Origin of the sequence: Pseudomonas sp. F9001 (assembly GCF_013385435.1) — a bacterium.
Classification (GTDB): domain Bacteria; phylum Pseudomonadota; class Gammaproteobacteria; order Pseudomonadales; family Pseudomonadaceae; genus Aquipseudomonas.
Genome location: NZ_JACAPX010000025.1, coordinates 67,335 through 82,354 on the forward strand (window position 1 = coordinate 67,335; position 15,020 = coordinate 82,354).

Sequence of the window (15,020 nt, forward strand, 5' to 3'; positions counted from 1 at the left end):
GACAATTCCAACAAAAGAGAGGCAATACCATGGGTGTTTTCGACTATAAAAACCTCGGCACCGAGGGCTCCAAAGCGTTGTTCGCCGATGCCATGGCGATCACGCTGTACTCCTATCACAACCTGGACAACGGCTTTGCCGTGGGTTACCAGCACAACGGTTTTGGCCTGGGGCTGCCCGCCACTCTGGTGGGGGCGCTGCTGGGCAGCACCGATTCACAGGGGGTTATTCCAGGGATTCCCTGGAACCCCGACTCGGAAAAAGCCGCCCTTGAGGCGGTCAACAAGGCTGGCTGGACGCCCATCAGCGCCAGTACCCTGGGCTACGGCGGCAAGGTGGACGCCCGGGGCACGTTCTTCGGTGAAAAGCCCGGCTACACCACCGCGCAGGTGGAAGTGCTGGGCAAGTACGATGGCGACGGCAAGCTGCTGGAAATCGGCATTGGTTTTCGCGGGACTTCGGGGCCTCGGGAAACCTTGATCAGCGACTCCATCGGCGATCTGGTCAGCGACCTGCTGGCGGCGCTGGGGCCCAAGGATTATGCGAAAAACTACGCCGGCGAAGCCTTCGGCACCTTGCTCAAGGATGTCGCGGCGTATGCCGGCAGTCATGGCCTGACGGGCAAGGACGTGGTGGTCAGCGGTCATAGCCTGGGTGGCCTGGCAGTCAACAGCATGGCCGACCTGAGCGGCAATAAATGGTCGGGGTTCTACAAGGACTCCAACTATGTGGCTTATGCCTCGCCAACCCAGAGTGCCGGCGACAAGGTGCTGAACATCGGTTATGAAAACGACCCGGTGTTTCGCGCGCTGGACGGCTCGTCGTTCAACTTCTCGTCACTGGGCGTGCACGACAAGCCCCATGAGTCGACCACGGACAATATCGTCAGCTTCAACGATCACTACGCGTCGACGCTGTGGAATGTCCTGCCGTTTTCCATCGTCAATGTCCCCACCTGGCTTTCTCATTTGCCCACGGGGTATGGGGATGGCATGACGCGGGTCCTGGACTCGCAGTTCTACGACCTGACCAGCCGGGACTCGACGATTATCGTGGCCAACCTGTCGGACCCGGCCCGGGCCAATACCTGGGTGCAGGACCTCAACCGCAATGCCGAGCCGCACAAGGGCAACACGTTCATCATCGGCAGTGATGGCGATGACCTGATCCAGGGTGGCAAGGGCGTGGATTTCATCGAGGGCGGCAAGGGCAATGACACTATTCGCGACAACAGCGGGCATAACACCTTTCTGTTCGGCGGGCAGTTTGGGCAGGACCGGGTGATTGGTTATCAGCCGACCGACAAGCTGGTGTTCCGGGACGTGGAGGGCAGTGCGGACTGGCGTGACCACGCCAAGGTAGTGGGGGGCGATACCGTGCTGAGTTTTGGCGCGGACTCGGTGACGCTGGTTGGCGTTGGGCTCGCCGGGGTTTGGGGCGATGGGGTTTCCATCGGCTAAGTAGCGCCACGGATTGATCGTTCCCACGCTCTGCGTGGGAACGCCGCCCCGGACGCTCTGCGTCCAACGGCCAACCCACGGTTCATGTCTTGCGCAGTGGTGACGCGGAGCGTCACGGGATGCATTCCCACGTAGAACGTGGGAACGATCATTGCAAAGAAACGATCATGGCAAAGAAAAGTGGGAGCCGACGGGCTCCCACTTTTTATTTCTCCTTCATCACGGTCGCGACGTCATCGGCCTTGACGCGAATATGCTTGCCGGCGATGTCGGTGAATTCGTAGAAGCCATCGGCCGTTTTCGCGTTGGGCACGTCCTTGGTCAGGTATTGAGTGCCGTTCTGCAACGTCACCACCGTCTGCGTGGAGCAACCGGCCAATACCAGCAACGTGAACATACCCACCGCCAGACCCAAATTCTTCATGCTCATAACCCTTACCCTGATCCTTCGAAAACCCCGCACCTGAGCGGTCGGGGGAGACTCATTTAATGTGGCTGACAGCCATCTGATCATTATTACGCAAAAAGTTGCGTGTGCCTTTGATCTATTACTGATTGCAACAGTCGGTCAGGGACGGCACTCTGTATGCATAAACAGTGGTTGATCCAGTGCCTGACATGTCCAATCCCCTAGAAGATCCGCTCTATTACCTGCATAACTTCCGCCAAGTGCTCGCCTGGCTGGGGCAGCGTTATGCCGATTTGCTGGCCCCGGACGAAGAGCATTTCATTCAGCAATTTGACAGCTTGCCGCAGGCTTCCCAGGCGTTACTGGTACGCATGGTGATGCGCAAGGGCGCGCATTTCCGGGCGGGCAAGCTCAACTATGTCGAGATCGGCGCGGTGCACGAGGCGGTTGTGCCTTTGCTGGAACAGGGTTGGGTGACGGATCAATGCCTGTTGTCGTTCGGCGAGCTGTTCGGCCTGTTGCAGAAAGCGGAAATCCTGGCGGCGTTCAAACCCTGGATCGAGCAACCCAAGGCCAGGAAGGCGGACTGGCTGGAAACGCTGTCAACGCAGTTTTGTGAACTGCGTCACTTCCAGCACTGGTGCCCGGACCTGGCCGATCAGCTTTACAGCCTCACCGTGATGGAACTGTGCGACCGCCTGCGCCTGATGTTCTTCGGTAATCTCTATCAGGACTGGTCGGAATTTGTGCTGGCGGACCTGGGCATCTTTACCTACGAGAAAGTCGAATTCTGCGCCGAATCCCGCGGTTTGCGCAGCCGTGACGATGTGCACGGCTTCCTGTTCCTGCATCAGTGCCAGCAGGCCTTTGAAGCGGGCGAGGCACTCGATGGCGTGCTGGAACAAATCGCTACCTTGCACACCGACAACCCCTGGCTGGAGAAACGTCGAGCCAAGCTGTTGTTCCAGGTGGGCCAGTATTGTGAGCGCAGCGCCGAGTTGGCCCTGGCGGAAGCTATCTACCGGGGCTGCACCTATCCCGGCGCACGGGCGCGGCTGATCCGGGTGCTGGAGCGCCAGGAGGATTTTGCCCAGGCGATGGGGCTGGCCCGTGAGGCGCAACAGGCCCCGGAAAGCGCTGCCGAACAGCAGCACTTGCTGCGCGTGATACCCAGGCTGCGACGCAAGCTCGGCGAGCCGGCGCTGCCCAGGGCAAAACCCCGCGAGATCGTGCGCCTGGACCTCGAACTGCCGGCCCCGGAACCGATGATGTCGGTGGAGTATTGCGTACAGGCGCACCTCAGCGACCATGGTGCACCCGTGCATTACGTCGAGAACAGCCTGATCAATTCGCTGTTTGGCCTGCTGTGCTGGCCGGCGATTTTCGCGCCGTTGCCGGGGTCGTTTTTCCACCCGTTCCAGCGCGGGCCGGTAGACCTGCACAGCGAGGATTTTCATCTGCGGCGCGCCGAGCTGTTCGCCGAGTGCCTGGGCCAACTGGACGATGGGCGCTACAAGCACACCATTCGCCAGCGTTATGTAGACAAATGGGGCATCCAGTCACCCTTCGTGTTCTGGAACGTGCTCAGCGAAGAACTGCTCGATCAGGCCCTCGACTGCCTGCCTGCGGCGCACCTGCGCCACTGGTTCGAACGCCTGCTGCTGGATATCCGCGCCAACCGCGCCGGCATGCCCGACCTGATCCAGTTCTGGCCCGAAGAAAAAACCTACCGCATGATCGAAGTCAAAGGCCCCGGTGATCGCCTGCAGGACAACCAGTTGCGCTGGCTGGAGTTCTGCGGCGAACACCAGATGCCCGTCACTGTGTGTTATGTGCGCTGGGCGGGGCAGGCCGCTTGAGCTACAGCGTCGCGGTGCGTGCATTATGTGAATTCACCGCCAAGGTCGGCGACCTCGACCTGCGTTTTACCCCGTCTCCCAGTGCCCAGGAAGGGATTGTCGGCCACCGCACCGTGGCCTCGCGGCGCAGCGCCCATTACCAGAATGAAGTCGCGCTGGAGGGCGAATACCAGCAGTTGAAAGTCCGGGGCAGGGCGGATGGCTACGACCCGGACCGCAACCAGCTGGAAGAGGTGAAAACCTATCGCGGCGACCTGGACAAACAACCGGCCAACCACCGGCAACTGCACTGGGCCCAGGTCAAGGTCTACGGCTGGTTGATGTGCCAGAAGCTCGGGTTGTCGGAGATTGTCCTGGCGCTGGTGTACTTCGACATTGTCGGCGAGCACGAGACGCTGCTCAGCCAACGGTTTAAGGCTGATGACCTGCAGGCATTCTTCGTGCAGCAATGCGCCCTGTTCCTCGGCTGGGCCGAACAGGAAATGCACCAGCGCGAAGCCCGCAATGCCGCAGCGGTTGCCCTGGGCTTTCCCCATGCGGCGTTTCGCCCGGGCCAGCGCGCCCTGGCGGAAACGGTCTACAAGGCGGTCAGCACCGGCCGCTGCCTGATGGCCCAGGCGCCTACCGGAATTGGCAAGACCGTCGGCACGATTTTCCCGATGCTCAAGGCCATGGCGCCACAACAGCTGGACAAGGTGTTCTTCCTGACCGCCAAGACCCCGGGCCGCAAACTCGCGCTGGATGCGGCGCAGGTGCTGTATGACAGCAGCCCCGATCTGCCATTGCGGGTGCTGGAGCTGGTGGCGCGGGACAAGGCCTGCGAACACCTGGACAAAGCCTGCCATGGCGACTCCTGCCCACTGGCGAAGGGTTTTTATGACCGCTTGCCGGCGGCCCGCGAAGCTGCTTCCCGCGTGCGCCTGCTGGACCAGCGCAACCTGCGGGAAGTCGCCTTGGCCCATGACGTCTGCCCCTATTACCTGAGCCAGGAAATGGCACGCTGGGCCGACGTGGTGGTCGCCGACTACAACTATTACTTCGACTTCGGCGCCATGCTGTTCGGCCTGGCCCAGCTCAACCAGTGGCGCGTCGCGGTGCTGGTGGACGAAGCCCACAACCTGGTGGAGCGTGGCCGCTCGATGTACAGCGCGGCCCTCGACCAGTACACGCTCAAGACCCTGCGCGAGATCGCACCCGAGTCGCTGAAAAAGCCGCTCCAGCGCCTGAACCGTGAGTGGAATGCCCTGCACAAGGAGCAAGTGGCACCTTATCAGGCCTACGCCCAGAAACCCGACAAACTGCTGCAGGCGCTGAGCCTGTGCACCAGCGCCATGGGTGAATATTTCAACGACCATCCCGAAGCACTCAATGGCGAACTGCAAGCCTTCTACTTCGAGGCCTTGCAGTTTGCCAAGGTCGCCGAGCTGTTCAACGAACACTTCATTTTCGACATCAGCAAACGCGAACTCAGCGGCAAGCGCAGTTCATCAAATCTGTGCCTGCGCAACGTGGTGCCCGCCGAATTCATTCGGCCCCGGCTGACGGCGGCCCGCAGCAGCGTGCTGTTTTCCGCAACCCTGAGCCCGCGGCACTACTACGCGGACTTGCTGGGAATGCCGCCCGACACGGCCTGGGTGGATGTGGAATCACCGTTCAAGGCCGAGCAGCTGCAGGTGCATATCGTCGACCGGATCTCCACCCGGTTTGTGCATCGCCAGGCGTCCCTGGAGCCCATCGTCGAGCTGATTGCAGCGCAGTTTGCCCAGGTGCCGGGCAACTACCTGGCGTTTTTCAGCAGCTTCGATTATCTGCAGCAAGTGGCGCAATTGCTCGCCGAACGGCACCCGCGCATCCCGCTGTGGCAGCAGTCACGGGGCATGGCCGAGGCTGAACGCCAGGCATTTCTCGACCAGTTCACCCAGCACAGCCAGGGCATCGGTTTCGCCGTGCTCGGCGGGGCATTCGGCGAAGGCATCGACCTGCCGGGCACCCGGCTGATCGGCGCGTTTATCGCCACCCTGGGCCTGGCGCAACTCAACCCGGTGAACGAGCAGCTCAAGCTGCGGATGGGCGCGATTTTCGGCGCCGGTTATGACTACACCTACCTTTATCCGGGCATCCAGAAGGTGGTGCAAGCCGCGGGCCGGGTGATCCGCAGCCAGCAGGACCGAGGGGTGGTAATGCTGATTGATGACCGGTTTGGCGAAGCGCGGGTGCGGCAGTTATTGCCGCGCTGGTGGTCGATCACTGCGGCGGATACACCGCATCCCGCAACTGGTGGGTGAACAGGCCGGACATGCCTTCGTAAGCCGTATTGGTCAGTGCCACCACCGTAAGCTTCTGCTGCGGGTCGACAAACCAGCTGTGACCGTAGGCGCCGCCCCATTCAAAGGTGCCCCGGGATTGCGGTGTGCCTGTCAACGCCGGGTCATCCAGCACCGCCCAGCCATAACCGAACCCCCAGCCCGGGCCCTGGGTTTGCGCCTTGGCGCCGACCGAATCGGTGACCATCAACTGCACGCTGTGTGCCGACAGGATCGGAGCGCCGCCCCGGCGAATGGTTTCCAGGAACCGCGCAATATCACCTGCCGTCCCGGCCATGCCTGCGCCGCCGGAAGGGTAGGCCTGGGGATCGAGAATCCGCCGCACATCAAACAGCGCGGTGCTGTTGCCCGAGGTGATCGTAGCCTTGTCGACCATGCGCAACGGCTGTGGCGAGCCATCCTGATAGGCGGCGGACAGGCGTTTTATATCCGTCACGGAAAACCCGGTATCGCTTAGCCCCAGTGGTTCGGTCACCGAGTCGCGGAGCAATGCCGGCAGGCTCTGGCCGGACGCCTTTTCCAGTACCGCACCCAGCACATCGGTGGCCATCGAATACTGCCAGCCGGTGCCCGGCGGGTAACTCAGGGGCACGCTCGCGATACGCTTGAGATTCTCGGCAAAGCTGATTTCCGGCTCGCCCAAACCATCGGAAACCCCGGCGGTGCGGTAGGGTCCGTGCGGGCTTTCCAGAAATCCATAGCTCAGGCCGGCTGTGTGGTTAAGCAACTGGCTGACGGTGATCACCGGGATGGTGCCATCCGCCAGCTTGGGATTGAAGTCGGGCAGCCAGCGGCTGACCGGATCGTCCAGGCCCAAGCGACCTTGTTCCACCAGGTGCATCGCGGCGGCGGATACCAGCGGTTTGGTCACCGATGCCAGGCGAAAGATCGTGTCCTCTGTCATCGGGCGCCCGTCTTCGCGGTCCGCCAAGCCGGCAGCACGGTGATAAACCAGCTGCCCGTCCCGCAGCACCAGCACCACGGTGCCCACCAGGCGATTGTCGGCAATGGCGCTGTCGACCACCGCATCCACGCGCTTGGCGAGCAGTGGGTCGTGGCTGTCGGCGCAGGCGAGGGTGGCGCAAAGGGAGGCGGCAAGGGGCACGAGGTATCTGGCAGGAGGCTGCATGGTTCAGGTCGCTCATTGGCAGTGCATGACTGCCAAATATGAACGCTGGGGTCCCGGACTACAACGTGACATTGCACAACTGCTGACTCACTGCCCATAAGCGTTCGGCCTGCTCCGGGTCGACAGCCCAGGGCCGTACGCCGTTACGGCTGGTGTCATCCTGCGACCAAGCGGCCACATCGCAATCTTCGCAGTAGAGTCCGCCCATGCCCTCCAGTTGCGGGCTGACAGCGCACCACACCGAGGTCGCGGCGCCTTGCTCGGGGTTCTTGTAGTGACTGGCGCGGCGGATATTGCCGTGCTCATCCAGTGCGCCGACGAATGCCAGGTCGTCCTTGTCCAGGTAGCGGATCAGGTCGGTGAGGATTTCCCCCGGGTGCACGGAAAATGCGCGCACACCCTCCGCTTTACCTCGTCGGTCCAGTGCTACCGCGAACAGTGCGTTGGCGGTTTTTGATTGGCCGTAGGCGAGCCACTTGTCATAGGGGCGGTGTTCAAATTGCGGGTCATCGAAATGCACAGGGCTGAGACGATGGCCGAGGGATGATACCGAAACCACTCGTGCGCCATTAGCCTCACGCAGCGCCGGCCACAACCGCGCGGTTAGCTGGAAGTGGCCCAGGTGGTTGGTGGCGAACTGCGCTTCGAAACCTCGCGTATCCCGTTGCAGTGGTGTGGCCATGATTCCGGCGCTATTGATCAGAAGGTTCAATGCCCGGTCGCTGGCGAGGAAGTTTTCGGCAAAACGGTCGATGGAAATCGGGTCGAGTAAATCCAGGCTGGCGTGCTCAACACCGATGATGCCCGAGAGGTTGCGTTCGGCCTTTTCAGGATCCCGCGCGGGAACGATCACCTGCGCACCCGCGTCGACCAACACGCGAACCGTTTCCAGGCCAATGCCGGAGTAGCCACCGGTGACAATCACCGTCTTGCCTCGCAAATCGCTGCCCGCCAAGGCTTGCTGGGCGGTAGTGCCGGCATCGAAGCCGCTGCCAATTGGGGTTTGTTTGTCAGCCATGAAAGATCTCCTTATGGGAGGCCTAGAGTCTCTCGCTGGAGCCCGGACGCGGAATGCCCTAGAGTCCGTGTTTCTGTCGCGATCGTCCGGAGCTTTTATGGATACCCTTTCCGATGTGCTGGCACTGTTAAAAAGCCATCGCTCGACCTTCGCCGGCCTGAAGGCTGGGGGCACCTGGGCCATTGACTTTGCGGCGCCGGATGGCATCAAGTTCAACGCGGTGGTGGAGGGTAGTTGCTGGCTGGAAGTGGAAGGGCTGGCAGTACCGATACGCTTGTATGAGGGAGATTGTTTCCTGTTGACCCAGGCACGCCCGTGGAGGCTGTCCAGCAATCTGTGCCCTGAAGGACTCGATGCACGTGAGGTGTATGCCGACGCGGTGGGCGGCATCGCCACGTTGGGGGACACGGTGGATCTGTTTTTGATCGCCGGGCGCTTTATCTACGGGGACGACGCCCGACTGTTGCTGGATAGCCTGCCGCCGGTGTTGCGGGTGAGTGCCAACTCCGAACAGGCCGCCGTGTTGCGTTGGTGCCTGGATCGCCTGGCCCGGGAATACGCCAGCCCGTTACAAGGCGCGGCGCTGATGACCGAGCATTTGGCGCAAATGATGCTGGTGCAAATCCTGCGGCTCTATCAATCTTCCATGGGCACCCATACCACCGGCTGGCTGGGAGCCTTGACGGATCCAAGGCTGGCCCCGGTGCTGCGGGAAATTCACGCAGCACCCGCCCGGCGCTGGACATTGAGTGAAATGGCCGGCGTGGCGAGTCAATCCCGCTCCACCTTCGCCTTGCACTTCAAGCAACGGGTAGGGCTGGCACCGCAGGAATACCTGACCCGCTGGCGTATGCACCTGGCGGTACAGGCCTTGAAAGCCAGCGACAACAGCGTGTCCACGATCGGCCAGTCCCTGGGTTATCAGTCAGACAGCGCTTTCAGCAATGCTTTCAAGCGCGTAATGGCATGTTCTCCCCGGGAATACCGCGAGCGAACCCCACACAAGGAACCCAGTGATGAGCGAAATCCAGCAGCAGAAGGTCAAGGTCAACGGCATTGAGTTGAACGTGCACATCGCCGGCCCCGAGAGCGGCCCGCCGGTGTGGTTGCTGCATGGGTTTCCCGAGTGCTGGCACTCCTGGCGCGAGCAGATTCCGGCGCTGGTGGCCCAGGGTTATCGGGTGTTTGTCCCGGAAATGCGCGGCTATGGACAATCCAGCGCGCCGCCGGAAGTGGCCGACTATGACCTGCTGACCCTGTGCGCCGATATCCAGGGCGCCATGGACCTGTTCGGGCATCGCCGGGTCGTCATGATTGGCCATGACTGGGGCGCCGTGGTGGCCTGGCACCTGGCGTTGCTGGAGCCAGAGCGCGTCAGCCAGCTGGTGACGATGTCGGTACCGTTCGCCGGACGCTCCCGCAGGCCGGTGATCGAGATCATGCGCGAGCTGTACGCCGATCGCTTCAATTACATCCTGTACTTCCAGGCTCCGGGCGTGGCTGAAAAGGAACTGGATGCCGATATCGAGCGGACATTACGGCTGTTCATGCAGGACCAGGACGTTTTCCTGCAGAAGAAACCCGCCAGCGCGAAGCTGCTGGAAGGTGTGCCGCTGCCCGGTACGCTCCCGGCCTGGTGCAGCCAGCAGGACCTCGACGTGTATGTTCAGACCTTCGCCAATGACGGCTTTCGCGGCCCGTTGAACTGGTACCGCAACTTCGAACGCAACTGGCAGCGCACCGAGTTCCTCGCCGGCAGGCAGGTGCTTCAACCGACGCTGTTCCTGATCGGTGACCGCGACCCGGTCGGCGTGTTCGAAGCCCACACCCTCAAGCGCATGCCCGACGTCGTGCCGAACCTGCAACAAAGCGTCCTGGCCAACTGCGGCCACTGGATTCAGAACGAGCAGGGGCCCAAGGTCAACGAACTGCTGCTCGGGTTTCTAGGGCGAACGTGAACGTCGCGCCGCGTCCTGGCACATCGATCAGGCGGATTTCCTGACCGTGCAGTTGCAGGATCCGGTGCACGATGCGCAAGCCCAGGCCGCCATCGCGTCGAGCCCCGCCAATGGTGAAGGCGCGCAGGAACAGACCTTCGCGCAGATCCGCCGAAATCCCGGGGCCGCTGTCGCTCACCGTGACTTCAACAAAACCGGACTTGGGGGCCAGGGTCACTTCAACTTCGCCATTGGGCGGGGTATGGCGCAGGGCGTTATCCAGCAGGTTGGTGAGTACCCGTTCGATCAGGCCCAGGTCGGCCAATACGGTTGGCACCACCGGCGGCAGGCTGGCGGTGAGGGTGATCGCCCGGGCTTCCGCGGTCAGTTCGAACTTCTGGAAAATGTCCTGCACCAGGTCGGGTAACGAAAAGCCTTCGATGACCGGCTGCACAAACCCGTGTTCCAGGCGTACCAGTTCCAGCAGCGACTGGGCCAACCCGCCGACCTTGCGGCTCTGGTCGAGGGCGATGCCCAGGTAACGCCGGCGTTCCTGCGGGGTCAGGCTGGCGTCTTTCAGGGACAGGGTTTCCAGGTAGCCATGCAAGGAGGCCAACGGTGTGCGCAGGTCATGGGAAATATTCGCGACCATCTCCCGGCGTTCCTGCTCTTGGTGGGTGATGGCGCGCCACTGTTCACCCAGGCGGTTCTCCATCTGCACGAAGGCGTGGTCGAGCACGGCGATTTCATCCTGGCTGGAAACCTCGGGCGCCACGGCCTGCGGGACTTTCGGTGCGCCGTTGATGTCGAACTGGCCGACCTTCTCGGTCAGTTGCCGCAAGGGCCGGGTGATCCAGGCGAACGCGGTCAAACCCGCCAACAGGCACAACAATGCCACCAGTGCGATAGACCACAGGGCAATGTTCAGTGCCATGCCGGTGGCATCCCGGGCGTCGAACACATCATGGGCTTCGCCCAGCAGCACCACATACAGGTAGCCGGCCTGCTGGCCGTTGACCCGCAGCGGCGCGGCGCTGAACACCTTGAGGCCGTCGACGCTGCGTGGGTCGTCGCCGAGGATCGGCAGCATCGCGCCGCTGAGGAAACGGCGCACCGGCTCCAGGTTGACCTGGTCGCGGCGCAGGTGGCCGCTGGGCGCAGCGTTGCCGACCACACGCCCGTTAATGTCCAGCAGGTACACCTCGACACTCGGGTTTACCAGCATCAACTGGCTGAACAGGTTGCGCACCGCGTCCGGCTTGAGACCGTCGGCGTCCATCAACTGCGTATCCCGGGCGATGTGCGCGGCGAGGTCGCGGGACAGGCCTTGCACCACTTCCAGTTCATGCATGTGGTTGGAGCGCACTTGCAGCCAGGCCGACGTGCCGCTGCAAATCAGCAGCAACAGCGCGAACACCAGGGACAGGCGCTGGGTAAGGGTCAGCCTCATGCCGATTGCTCGGCAAACTTGTAGCCACGGCCCCACACCGTGAGGATGCGCGCCGGGTTGGCCGGATCGGCCTCGACCTTGGCCCGCAGGCGGTTGATATGGGTGTTGACGGTGTGTTCGTAACCTTCGTGGCTGTAGCCCCACACGGCGTTGAGCAGGTCCATGCGCGAGAATACCTTGCCCGGTTGGCGGGCGAAAAAGTACAGCAGGTCGAATTCCCGGGGCGTGAGGTCCAGCCGCTGGCCTTGCAGGGTGGCGTCACGGGTCAGCGGGTTGATGAACAACTGGCCGAGGTCGAGGCTGCCGGCGTCCATCTTCAAGTTGCGCGCCATGGCGTCGACCCGGCGCAGCAGCGCCTTGACCCTCGCCACCAGCTCCGGCATGGAAAACGGCTTGGCCAGGTAGTCATCCGCCCCCAGTTCCAGGCCGAGGATGCGATGCAGCTCGCTGGAGCGGGCACTGGTGATAATGATCGGCGTGTAGCGCGTCATCGCCCGGGCCCGCCGGCAGATCTCCAGGCCGTCGACGCCGGGCAGCATCAGGTCAAGGATCAACGCATCCCAGCCGCCTTGCTCCAGCAGGCGCAGGCCTTCGTCACCGTCGGCACTGTGAACCACCTCGAACTGCTCGTCCCGCAGGTGCAGGCAGATCAAATCGGCAATATGGGCATCGTCCTCGACCACCAGGACACGTTTGGGCTGATCCATTGATAAAAACCTGTCTTCTTGATTCGCGCATTGTGCGGCTTTTGCAACAGTGTAGTTATCACGAATTGTTTAACTCTGCGTGAGGATTCCGCGATCACCCCGGGCCTAACCTAACTCATCGCAACGGCAAAAGTACGCCCCCCTCATTGTGGTGAGGGAGCTTGCTCCCGCTGGGTCGCGCAGCGGCCCCAAAAAAGCCGGGAGCGCTGCGCACTCCAGCGGGAGCAAGCTCCCTCGCCACAGTTTGTTTATCAGCCATAGGGGCTTCGCCAGCCATCCGCACTTGTGTGAGGAGCAACTCATGTATTCACGTCGACAGATCCTGCTCGCCGGCGGCGGCCTCGGCCTCGCGGTAATCGCCGGTGGCCTGCTGCAAAAAATCAACGCCGGCCCCGCCCTGATCGCCGAAGCCGAAGCCGCCGAACATTTCGAAGTCAGCCACACCGACGCCGAATGGCGCACCCTGCTGACCGCCGAGCAGTACGCGATCCTGCGGGAGGAGGGCACCGAACGCCCCTACAGCAGCGCCCTCAACAGTGAACACCGCAACGGCACCTTCGCCTGCGCCGGTTGCGCTTTGCCCCTGTACGCCTCAGCCACCAAATTCGAAAGCCACACCGGCTGGCCCAGCTTCTGGCAACCCCTGGAAAACGCCGTGGCCAGCCACGTCGACACCTCCTTCGGCGTGGTACGCAAGGAAATCCACTGCCGCCGCTGCGGCGGTCATCAGGGCCACGTGTTCGATGACGGCCCGGCACCCACCGGCCTGCGCTACTGCATGAACGGCGCAGCCATGACGTTCACCGCGACTTAATTCAATGTCTTCCTATAAGGGTCTACCCCATGTGGCTTTTGGTTCTCGCATATCTGGGCGGCGTGCTGACGATTGTCAGTCCCTGCATCCTGCCGGTTCTGCCTTTTGTCTTCGCTCGCACCGGGCAGCCGTTTTTGCGCAGTGGCTTGCCGCTGCTGCTGGGGATGGCGATGACCTTCGCCCTGGTCGCCTCGCTCGCGGCGGTGGGCGGCGGTTGGGTGGTGCAAGTCAATCAGTACGGTCGCTGGCTCGCGTTGCTGTTTGTTGCGCTATTCGGGCTGACGCTGCTGCTGCCAAGCCTGTCCGAGCGCCTGACCCGGCCGCTGGTGGCCGCGGGCAGTCGCCTGTCGGAAGCCGCCGGGGCCGATTCGCGGCCGCGTCCGGGCGCATCGTTCCTGATCGGCGTGGCCACCGGGCTGCTGTGGGCGCCGTGCGCCGGGCCCATCCTCGGGCTGGTGCTGACGGGCGCCGCGCTGCAGGGCGCCAGTATCGGCACTACCTTGCTCTTGCTGGCCTACGCGGCAGGGGCTGCCACCTCCCTGGCCTTGGCGCTGCTGGTCGGCGGTAAAGTCTTCGGTTTCATGAAGCGTTCGCTGGGCGCTGGTGAATGGCTGCGTCGTGGGCTCGGCGCCCTGATGTTGGCCGGTGTGGCGGCCATCGCCCTGGGCCTGGACACCGGGATCCTGGCGCGCCTGTCGACGGCGTCAACCGGTGGCCTGGAACAAAGCCTGGTGGAGAAACTCAGCGCCAAGCCTGAACAGAAGAGCGGGGCGATGATGGCCGGCGGCGCGATGATGGCCGCCAACCACAGTGACACGCTGCCAGTGGAAGGCCAGTTGCCGCCGCTGGACGGTGCGGTGCAATGGCTCAACTCCGAGCCACTGACTGCCGAGGCGTTGAAAGGCAAGGTGGTGCTGGTGGATTTCTGGACCTACTCCTGCATCAACTGCCTGCGCACCTTGCCGTACGTCAAGGCCTGGGCCGAGAAATACCGCGACCAGGGCCTGGTGGTGATCGGAGTGCACGCTCCGGAATTCGCCTTTGAACGCGACGTGAACAACGTCACCAAGGCCATGAAGGACCTGGGCATCACTTACCCGGTGGCCATCGACAACAACTACAAGATCTGGCGCGCCTTCAACAACCAGTACTGGCCGGCGCATTACTTTGCCGATGCCAAGGGCCAGATCCGCTATCACCATTTTGGCGAGGGTGACTACGCCGAGTCCGAGCGAGTGATCCAGCAACTGCTGCGTGAGGCGGGCGCTACCAAGGTGGCGGGCGGCTTGATCGAAGCCGATGCCAAGGGCATCCAGGCCGCACCGGACATGAACGAAGTGCAGTCGCCGGAAACCTACCTGGGCTTCCAGCGCGCCGAGAACTTCGTGACCACCGGCACCCTGGGCACCGACAAGGTGGTGAACTACCCGGCAGCCGGCAACCTGGCCTTGAACAACTGGACCCTGGAAGGCCAATGGAACGTCGGCGGCCAGCAAGCCACCCTCGCAGCGGCCAACGGCAAGATCGTCTACCGCTTCCACGCCCGTGACCTGCACCTGGTGCTGGGCCCGGGCGCCGACGGCAAGCCGGTGCGCTTCAAGGTCAGCATCGACGGCCAGGCGCCGGGGGATGCCCACGGCACCGACGTCGCACCGGATGGCAGCGGCACCGTGACCGAACAACGCTTGTATCAGTTAGTGCGCCAGCCGGATGCCATCAAGGACCGTACGTTCAGCATCGAGTTTCTTGACCCACACGTGGCGGCTTACGCCTTCACCTTCGGCTAACCCGGCGACGTAACGCTTGAACTGAAAACCCAATCAATGTGGGAGCTGGCTTGCCTGCGATAGCGATGTTGAATTCACCACCGCCATCGCAGGCAAGCCAGCTCCCACAGTTGACCGCATTTATCC

At 62.6% G+C, this 15,020-nt stretch carries 12 protein-coding genes; 7 read left to right on the forward strand and 5 right to left on the reverse strand.

The window, feature by feature from the left end; genetic code table 11:
- Window positions 1-29 precede the first annotated feature (29 nt).
- On the forward strand, window positions 30-1,460 hold the full coding sequence (locus HX818_RS23595; protein WP_008433771.1) for a lipase: 1,431 nt from the start codon (window positions 30-32) through the stop codon (window positions 1,458-1,460).
- Between the two features lie 205 nt (window positions 1,461-1,665).
- On the opposite strand, the gene HX818_RS23600 is transcribed toward HX818_RS23595, so the two are convergent.
- Window positions 1,666-1,890 carry a YgdI/YgdR family lipoprotein gene (locus HX818_RS23600; RefSeq protein WP_102369114.1) on the reverse strand — a complete coding sequence of 75 codons (225 nt, stop codon included), beginning with the start codon at window positions 1,888-1,890 and terminating at the stop codon, window positions 1,666-1,668.
- A 188-nt stretch (window positions 1,891-2,078) separates the two neighbouring features.
- On the opposite strand from HX818_RS23600, the gene HX818_RS23605 reads away from it, so the two are divergent.
- Both HX818_RS23605 and HX818_RS23610 read left to right on the forward strand, forming a co-directional pair.
- Window positions 2,079-3,728 carry a VRR-NUC domain-containing protein gene (locus HX818_RS23605; RefSeq protein ID WP_003217098.1) on the forward strand — a complete coding sequence of 550 codons (1,650 nt, stop codon included), beginning with the start codon at window positions 2,079-2,081 and terminating at the stop codon, window positions 3,726-3,728.
- The gene (locus HX818_RS23610; RefSeq protein ID WP_177020832.1) at window positions 3,725-6,013 is read left to right on the forward strand and encodes an ATP-dependent DNA helicase; all 2,289 of its coding nucleotides are present in this window, start codon (window positions 3,725-3,727) and stop codon (window positions 6,011-6,013) included. Before HX818_RS23605 ends, HX818_RS23610 begins: the two co-directional genes overlap by 4 nt.
- Here HX818_RS23610 and HX818_RS23615 read toward each other — a convergent pair.
- The gene (locus HX818_RS23615) at window positions 5,973-7,181 is read right to left on the reverse strand and encodes a serine hydrolase (RefSeq protein ID WP_177020833.1); all 1,209 of its coding nucleotides are present in this window, start codon (window positions 7,179-7,181) and stop codon (window positions 5,973-5,975) included. The two genes, HX818_RS23610 and HX818_RS23615, sit on opposite strands and share 41 nt — an antisense overlap.
- Window positions 7,182-7,239: 58 nt before the next feature.
- Window positions 7,240-8,199 carry an oxidoreductase gene (locus HX818_RS23620; RefSeq protein ID WP_177020834.1) on the reverse strand — a complete coding sequence of 320 codons (960 nt, stop codon included), beginning with the start codon at window positions 8,197-8,199 and terminating at the stop codon, window positions 7,240-7,242.
- A 97-nt stretch (window positions 8,200-8,296) separates the two neighbouring features.
- On the opposite strand from HX818_RS23620, the gene HX818_RS23625 reads away from it, so the two are divergent.
- Window positions 8,297-9,259: an AraC family transcriptional regulator gene (locus tag HX818_RS23625; RefSeq protein ID WP_177020835.1), complete on the forward strand. Its 963-nt coding sequence runs from the start codon at window positions 8,297-8,299 to the stop codon at window positions 9,257-9,259.
- Window positions 9,216-10,157: an alpha/beta fold hydrolase gene (locus tag HX818_RS23630; RefSeq protein ID WP_087694403.1), complete on the forward strand. Its 942-nt coding sequence runs from the start codon at window positions 9,216-9,218 to the stop codon at window positions 10,155-10,157. Before HX818_RS23625 ends, HX818_RS23630 begins: the two co-directional genes overlap by 44 nt.
- Here the strand turns inward: HX818_RS23630 and HX818_RS23635 are convergent.
- On the reverse strand, window positions 10,120-11,586 hold the full coding sequence (locus HX818_RS23635; protein ID WP_177020836.1) for a HAMP domain-containing sensor histidine kinase: 1,467 nt from the start codon (window positions 11,584-11,586) through the stop codon (window positions 10,120-10,122). The two genes, HX818_RS23630 and HX818_RS23635, sit on opposite strands and share 38 nt — an antisense overlap.
- Window positions 11,583-12,293, reverse strand: coding sequence for a response regulator transcription factor (locus tag HX818_RS23640; protein ID WP_003217086.1), 711 nt, complete (start codon window positions 12,291-12,293; stop codon window positions 11,583-11,585). The genes HX818_RS23635 and HX818_RS23640 overlap by 4 nt, the downstream gene beginning before the upstream one ends.
- A 301-nt stretch (window positions 12,294-12,594) precedes the next feature.
- Between HX818_RS23640 and msrB the strand changes: the two genes are divergently transcribed.
- Both msrB and HX818_RS23650 read left to right on the forward strand, forming a co-directional pair.
- On the forward strand, window positions 12,595-13,107 hold the full coding sequence (gene msrB / locus HX818_RS23645) for a peptide-methionine (R)-S-oxide reductase MsrB (RefSeq protein WP_003217084.1): 513 nt from the start codon (window positions 12,595-12,597) through the stop codon (window positions 13,105-13,107).
- 29 nt (window positions 13,108-13,136) lie between these two features.
- On the forward strand, window positions 13,137-14,894 hold the full coding sequence (locus HX818_RS23650; RefSeq protein WP_177020837.1) for a cytochrome c biogenesis protein DipZ: 1,758 nt from the start codon (window positions 13,137-13,139) through the stop codon (window positions 14,892-14,894).
- Window positions 14,895-15,020 lie beyond the last annotated feature (126 nt).

Excerpts from the sequence above, each read along its gene's own strand:
- HX818_RS23595 (WP_008433771.1), top strand. The coding sequence starts at position 30 with ATGGGTGTTTTCGACTATAAAAACCTCGGCACCGAGGGCTCCAAAGCG.
- HX818_RS23600 (WP_102369114.1), bottom strand. The coding sequence starts at position 1,890 with ATGAGCATGAAGAATTTGGGTCTGGCGGTGGGTATGTTCACGTTGCTG.
- HX818_RS23605 (WP_003217098.1), top strand. The coding sequence starts at position 2,079 with ATGTCCAATCCCCTAGAAGATCCGCTCTATTACCTGCATAACTTCCGC.
- HX818_RS23615 (WP_177020833.1), bottom strand. The coding sequence starts at position 7,181 with ATGCAGCCTCCTGCCAGATACCTCGTGCCCCTTGCCGCCTCCCTTTGC.
- HX818_RS23620 (WP_177020834.1), bottom strand. The coding sequence starts at position 8,199 with ATGGCTGACAAACAAACCCCAATTGGCAGCGGCTTCGATGCCGGCACT.
- HX818_RS23625 (WP_177020835.1), top strand. The coding sequence starts at position 8,297 with ATGGATACCCTTTCCGATGTGCTGGCACTGTTAAAAAGCCATCGCTCG.
- HX818_RS23630 (WP_087694403.1), top strand. The coding sequence starts at position 9,216 with ATGAGCGAAATCCAGCAGCAGAAGGTCAAGGTCAACGGCATTGAGTTG.
- HX818_RS23635 (WP_177020836.1), bottom strand. The coding sequence starts at position 11,586 with ATGAGGCTGACCCTTACCCAGCGCCTGTCCCTGGTGTTCGCGCTGTTG.
- HX818_RS23640 (WP_003217086.1), bottom strand. The coding sequence starts at position 12,293 with ATGGATCAGCCCAAACGTGTCCTGGTGGTCGAGGACGATGCCCATATT.
- msrB (WP_003217084.1), top strand. The coding sequence starts at position 12,595 with ATGTATTCACGTCGACAGATCCTGCTCGCCGGCGGCGGCCTCGGCCTC.
- HX818_RS23650 (WP_177020837.1), top strand. The coding sequence starts at position 13,137 with ATGTGGCTTTTGGTTCTCGCATATCTGGGCGGCGTGCTGACGATTGTC.